This window comes from Proteus sp. G4380 (genome assembly GCF_963885725.1).
In the GTDB taxonomy this organism is placed as follows: domain Bacteria; phylum Pseudomonadota; class Gammaproteobacteria; order Enterobacterales; family Enterobacteriaceae; genus Proteus; species Proteus mirabilis.
In genome coordinates this window covers 1-3,694 of the sequence record NZ_CAWPAV010000085.1, presented here as the reverse complement: position 1 = coordinate 3,694, position 3,694 = coordinate 1, and the positions used below count along the sequence as shown (strand labels likewise).

At 36.4% G+C, this 3,694-nt stretch carries 7 protein-coding genes and 1 pseudogene; all 8 read right to left on the bottom strand.

Annotated elements, in window-relative coordinates:
* A partial coding sequence (locus tag AACU98_RS06955; protein WP_339382156.1) for an RHS repeat-associated core domain-containing protein occupies nt 1–392 on the bottom strand: 392 nt, incomplete at its 3' end.
* A 168-nt stretch (nt 393–560) separates the two neighbouring features.
* Nucleotides 561–1,016 (bottom strand): hypothetical protein, encoded by a 456-nt coding sequence (locus tag AACU98_RS06950; protein ID WP_036894563.1) that lies wholly within the window; start codon nt 1,014–1,016, stop codon nt 561–563.
* Nucleotides 1,017–1,018: 2 nt separating this feature from the next.
* The gene (locus AACU98_RS06945; protein WP_004244651.1) at nt 1,019–1,372 is read right to left on the bottom strand and encodes a hypothetical protein; all 354 of its coding nucleotides are present in this window, start codon (nt 1,370–1,372) and stop codon (nt 1,019–1,021) included.
* 119 nt (nt 1,373–1,491) lie between these two features.
* Nucleotides 1,492–1,722: pseudogene (locus AACU98_RS06940) on the bottom strand (immunity 22 family protein); the annotation flags it as partial.
* Nucleotides 1,723–1,889: 167 nt separating this feature from the next.
* Complete coding sequence (locus AACU98_RS06935) at nt 1,890–2,108, bottom strand: hypothetical protein (protein ID WP_004244649.1); 219 nt, start codon at nt 2,106–2,108, stop codon at nt 1,890–1,892.
* A gap of 38 nt (nt 2,109–2,146) precedes the next feature.
* Nucleotides 2,147–2,314 carry a hypothetical protein gene (locus AACU98_RS06930; RefSeq protein ID WP_155115351.1) on the bottom strand — a complete coding sequence of 56 codons (168 nt, stop codon included), beginning with the start codon at nt 2,312–2,314 and terminating at the stop codon, nt 2,147–2,149.
* Nucleotides 2,315–2,388: 74 nt separating this feature from the next.
* A complete protein-coding gene (locus AACU98_RS06925; protein WP_004244647.1) occupies nt 2,389–2,811 on the bottom strand; it encodes a hypothetical protein in 423 nt (140 codons plus the stop codon).
* Between the two features lie 13 nt (nt 2,812–2,824).
* On the bottom strand, nt 2,825–3,694 hold an 870-nt coding region (locus AACU98_RS06920; protein WP_202611362.1), incomplete at its 5' end, for an RHS repeat-associated core domain-containing protein.

Genomic DNA, 3,694 nt, shown 5'->3' with positions numbered 1-3,694 from the left:
TTTATCCCCCCTGCCAACCCTATTGGGTCTTGCTGGGTAAAACGGCCTAAATCCGGGGCATAGTACCTGAACGTATTATAATGTAACCCCGTCTCTTTGTCGAAATACTGCCCTTGAAAACGCAGGTTCTGTTCACGATTAAACGTGCTTGTGGGGCGGGTTTGACGCTGTAAATGTCCCCAAGCACTGTATTGCCCTTGCCAAACGATTTCACCCTCACTGTTGGTCAACGCTTCCGGTAAGCCACTTAAACTGCTGTGCGTATAATAAATCGCCCGTTGCGGATTTAGCGGGTTATCCGTGCATTCAATGCGGGCTAGAGGCGTATAACTTTGGTCATTGTAAGCATGATAAACCGTAGTATGGGGCGCTGCGCTGCTGTGCTCAGACACCAGTCGCATCCCTACCCAGCCAAAGGTGTATACTTCATCCGGCTCATGTTGGTGATAGGTCACCGTATTGGCAATCGCACTGGCTTTCCATAACCGTTTTTCAATCCGGCGCCCTAAGATATCGTAGCGGTATTCCGCTCGCTCATAAAATTCTTTTATATAAAAATATTAGTTACTCATTATAAATAAAGGATTAATCAAAACTGATGGAAATGAGTGTTTGTTTTCATAAATAAGCTTACACCCATTATGAAAATGTAATTCTACTTGTTCTATTTTAGAATCTATAAATATAGAATAATCGGGTAATGATATATTTTTTTGTTTTAATAGTTGTTCTTCTGTTTGCGTCATTACTCTAAACTTATCTGATATATTTATATCAACACCTGAAGCATTCACATCTTGATTCAAACAAATACTTTCATAACTTCTATTAGATAGTTTAGCAATACAGATTTCAATATAAAAACCATTAATATTAATAGTATAAATCTTAGCGTTTCTGAAAAACTCTTCATGTGAATATGATAGCAAGCATATTCTTTCATCATTAGAAGTGATAGAATTGAATATTGATCCTTTATTAATTATATCTATTATATCCATTGATAAATTTATCATAATTAACAACCTTTTCCTGTTATACCTTTTATTGCGGTATTTTGATTCAAGGCTTTTTGTAAGTGACTCCACTCAGCGGCTTTATCAGGCCATCTCACTTTTGCCTTTTCAAGATAATCAACGACTTTTATTTTATTTTTTGTATCAGATAAGTATAGATCTAATTTTTCTATTGCTTTTTTCCAGGCTACTGTATTAACATCTGTTTTACTAAATACAGGCTTGTATATTATTTGTCCATATTTACCTGGTTTTATAGCAATTTCTATTTTATCAATATCTACATGAGCACCCTTAACCCACCAATCATCAACATCAGACAGTGAGAGTTTCTCGAAGGTTATCAGAAATAACAAACCTAACTCATTAATCGAGAAGTAACATGGATATAATATGATTTACCTGCTTTGATGTGTTATTATAGCCAATAGCAGGCAATATATGGGCTAAAGATTATTATTAAATATAAGAATGTTCAATCAGCTTGAAATAGACCTATATATTTCAATCCATTATAAAAATCCATTATTGTTTTTTTTATTTCAAAATCTTTATTTTGATACCAAAAAATCGCATTTGCTTTTTTTATTCCCAAATTATTACATTTTCCTTTAATTATATTTAACTCACTACTATCAACTGCAGCATCAACTAGAATATCATCTAAAGAAACATCTTCTTTATGCCTTGGTATGATCTCTATAAAATCCTCATCATATCATTTCAGACCTATATCCTTACAAAACTCACATATTTTATAGTTAGGATCATCAAAATCTCCTTCAACAGAATAGTCCAACTGAAAGTAGCTTATGTATTGTTATTCAGGTAAAAAATTACTACCTATCCACAAATGGATTTTATTTTTCATACTTAACATCCTTTTAATCGCATATGTTCACGATGATGTTTGCCAATGATTTTCTTAGCTTCCAATTTAGAATTGGCAGATTCTACATCAGAAATTAATTTATTATGAAAATGTCTACCAGCTCGGCTACCATGATGTCCTCCATCTGCTAGTAACACTCCTTTTGAATCTGTAACATTTGTAAATATGATTCTATTAGTATCGACAACATAACGTTTCAATTCTTCTGCCGTAAAGCCTAATTCTTTTGTTTTTGTCGCTAGAGAAACAGGAAATAATTCATGTTTTCCCCTGTACCACGCAATGCAGCGGACACGGCATCTTTATTCTCAACAATATCACTTACACTTGCTGAGTTAAACCACTCATTATCAGCCAAAAGTTGACTAGTAACTATAATTTTTAAATCACGACTGTTTTTTGACACAAAAAATCTCCCCAGCAATTGGTTACCCAACTATTAGGGCATTTCAAAAAATTAAACTCTTACTCGACTTTCTACTACTCTTTATACCTCGATTTAAAAAACTCCCAATATTTAGATGGGTATTCTTTAAATGCTCTATTCTTACCTTTCTTATAAGCTTTTATAAAGCATTCATAAGCCTCATCATTTTCACCCAGCTCCAAGCAAACGGCGCCTAAATTAACTAATTCGGATGTGGCAATATCAGGGATATTGCACTTAAAAATATCAGACGCCCACTTTTTGGCTTCTATATAATCACCACGAGAAAAATAGATATCATATAAGCTCATCATTACTAATCGAGCTTCTTCACTTTTGTACCTATCCCCATAGATAACATCTAATTCATTTAAAACAGAAATGGAGTTATTTATTGCTTCATCAACATTTCCCTGAGAATAGAGTTTATTACCTTCACTTATCATTTTAAGTATTAAAGGATTAAATGACGCCATAATTTTATATTCCTTATTTCACTATTGGTGGCTGTATAGGTAGTACAGGCGGCAAGTATACCTGACCAATTTGAGCCCCGGCGGAACGGTTAAGTGAATAATGATCCAGATAGTAATTTTTCGAATCCAACATCCAATTTCTAACGGATTTAGATTTCGGCCCTAAATATCTACCAGTATTATTCCACCATGTCACAGCATCTGTTTTATGTGACATGTCAGCTTCACGCAATGGATACCAATTTCCATCCGATGCTTTAAAAATTGTCTGCCCATTAACATCCAGTACATCTCCATCTCGCCTCATTCGAGCTATAACTTCTCGCCCTGTCCGGCTATTTTTTCCTGGAGTTCGTCCTAAATAATTATTACGACAAGATAATCCAAGCGGATCCACCCATGTCAATGGATCCGGCGCATAAGCATATAAATTTATCCCCCCTGCCAACCCTATTGGGTCTTGCTGGGTAAAACGGCCTAAATCCGGGGCATAGTACCTGAACGTATTATAATGTAACCCCGTCTCTTTGTCGAAATACTGCCCTTGAAAACGCAGGTTCTGTTCACGATTAAACGTGCTTGTGGGGCGGGTTTGACGCTGTAAATGTCCCCAAGCACTGTATTGCCCTTGCCAAACGATTTCACCCTCACTGTTGGTCAACGCTTCCGGTAAGCCACTTAAACTGCTGTGCGTATAATAAATCGCCCGTTGCGGATTTAGCGGGTTATCCGTGCATTCAATGCGGGCTAGAGGCGTATAACTTTGGTCATTGTAAGCATGATAAACCGTAGTATGGGGCGCTGCGCTGCTGTGCTCAGACACCAGTCGCATCCCTACCCAGCCAAAGGTGTATACTTCATCCGGCTCATGTTGGTGATAGGT